This window comes from Thiohalophilus sp., assembly GCF_031581315.1.
Classification (GTDB): Bacteria; Pseudomonadota; Gammaproteobacteria; order UBA6429; family Thiohalophilaceae; genus Thiohalophilus.
Window position 1 is genome coordinate 1 of sequence record NZ_JAVLAZ010000172.1, and the last position, 2,123, is coordinate 2,123.

1 protein-coding gene is annotated in these 2,123 nt (G+C 59.1%); it reads left to right on the forward strand.

The window, feature by feature from the left end; all coding sequences use genetic code 11:
• The first annotated feature begins 353 nt into the window (after positions 1-353).
• On the forward strand, positions 354-1,802 hold the full coding sequence (locus RI563_RS13265) for a GGDEF domain-containing protein (RefSeq protein WP_411293589.1): 1,449 nt from the start codon (positions 354-356) through the stop codon (positions 1,800-1,802).
• The last annotated feature ends 321 nt before the right edge of the window (positions 1,803-2,123 follow it).

Below are 2,123 nucleotides of genomic sequence, written 5' to 3' on the forward strand. Positions count from 1 at the left end.
CGGACTATTCCGGCCCGAAATCCCAGATTCCGGTCGCTCCAGCGGCGCGAAGCGGTGCTTCGCCCAGAAGCCTCTTACGCCCTGCTGGGCCCACCACTGTTTAAATCAGCAAGTCGCGCGCACAAGCGTGACATTGACGGTGTGGGAAGAAGCAGGCTCCCTTCCATAGCCACTGTTTCGTCAATTCCCATGACATGGAGACCTCCGTTACGGCTTGACCGCCTCGGGGGTGTTCTCGGTTCCGTATCCTGCTATCGTGAAAATCGCCCCTCCTCTGGACAGCGATGCACCATGGGCGACACGGGAAGTTAATCACGCGGGGCGCGTCTCGTTACGTGACTATCGACAAAACAATGCGATCAAAAGAGCCGGCGGGTGATCTTAGCGAATCCCCCGCGACCAAACAGAGATTCGCCTGGCAGTGGTGGCCCGCCGTCTGCGTGATACTGACCGGATTTTACGTTGCGCTTCCCTATGGGCGCTTGGCCAGTATCGTTTACGTACTCACTAGCCTGATCGCCGCACTTGCTGTCGGGTTTGCCGCGTACAATCGCCGACAACTGGTTCAGCCGGCCGCCTGGAAGCTAATCGCCATCGCATTGTCCTTCGCGGCGCTCGGCCACAGCATCTGGTACTGGCTCGATCTCCAAGGTTTGACGCCCTTCCCGTCGGTTGCCGATATTTTCTACCTGGCCGTCTACCCACTGTTTATGGCGGCCCTCTATAAGCTCGAGCGCCAGAAAGGGCAGAGCGAAGGCGCCATGAGCGATGCTCTCCTCGTGGGCACCTCGGCGGCCGTGCTGGGCTGGGTTTTGTTGATTGCCCCCTACATGAACGACCCAAGCCTCAGTCTGGGTCAGTTCCTCATCTCGGCGGCCTATCCGATCGCCGACCTGATCGTGCTTCCGTTGATCCTGTATCTGGTGTTCCTGCAACGGGCCCGGATACTTGCCAACCTGTTCCTCCTTGCGGGCATCCTGTCCTATCTGGCAGCCGATCTGCTCTATGCCCACGGCAACCTGGTCGGCTGGTACGCCCCAGGCGGATTGACGGACAGTCTCTGGTTGCTGTCCTATGCCTTCTTCGTCGCTGCAGTCCACCATCCTTCGGCCTCCGTCGAGGCTCACGCCGAGACCTCGAACGCGCAACTCTCGCAACGTCGCATAGTCATCCTGGGGATAGCCACCATTCTCGTGCCAATGGTGATTCTGTTCCAGACGGGGACGGAAATGGAGACCGTGAAAGTGGCCGCCTTCGCCTCGATTGTGCTGTTCCTACTGGTCATGCACCGCATGGGCGGCCTGCTCAAGGAAACTCAACAGCAAGCCGAGGCACTTGAAAGACTATCCAAGATCGATCCCTTGACCGGCGCGGCCAACCGAAGGGAGCTGAGCAATGATCTGGCGCGAGAAATAGCCCGATCCGAGCGCGTCAACGCCCCTCTGAGTCTGGCCTTTCTGGATCTTGATCACTTCAAGGATTTCAACGACACGCGTGGACACTCGGCTGGAGACGTTCTTTTGCAAGAACTCGTAAAAGCCTGGGAAAAGGAGATGCGCCCACCCGACGTACTGGCCCGATTCGGTGGCGAGGAATTTGTCATCGTCTTCCCGGATACGGACATCGAACAGGGTCGAAAGGTACTGGAACGTCTGCTCAAGCTCGTGCCCTTCGGGCAGACCTGTTCAGCGGGGCTGGTGAGACGTGAGCCGGGCGATACCGCGGACACGATGATGCGCCGCGCCGATAAGGCGCTTTACCTGGCCAAGGATAGAGGACGCGACCGAATCGTCTGCTCGTGAGTGTCCCGGGATAGCCCCGACCTTCCCGAGCAACGCAATCATGACCATCGCCTGACCACTACGCATTCCTAGCGGGACCAAGATTTTCCCACATCCGAGTCCCCTGGGTCGCCGCGGCCCGATGCTTCCCCCATCTTGGCAGAGCGGTCATCAACCCGCGTTTTTCGCTTCAATGCCAGGCCGCTGCCTTCTTCGGGCAGCGGCCCTAGTGGTTATCGGGGCGGCTCATCAGGTAGACACGCCGATGGACCAAGCGGAGTTGATCTCCCATCATTAATTTCATGGCGTTACACATCATTCGGGGGTCTATGCTTCTGCGGA

Excerpts from the sequence above, each read along its gene's own strand:
- RI563_RS13265 (WP_411293589.1), top strand. The coding sequence starts at position 354 with ATGCGATCAAAAGAGCCGGCGGGTGATCTTAGCGAATCCCCCGCGACC.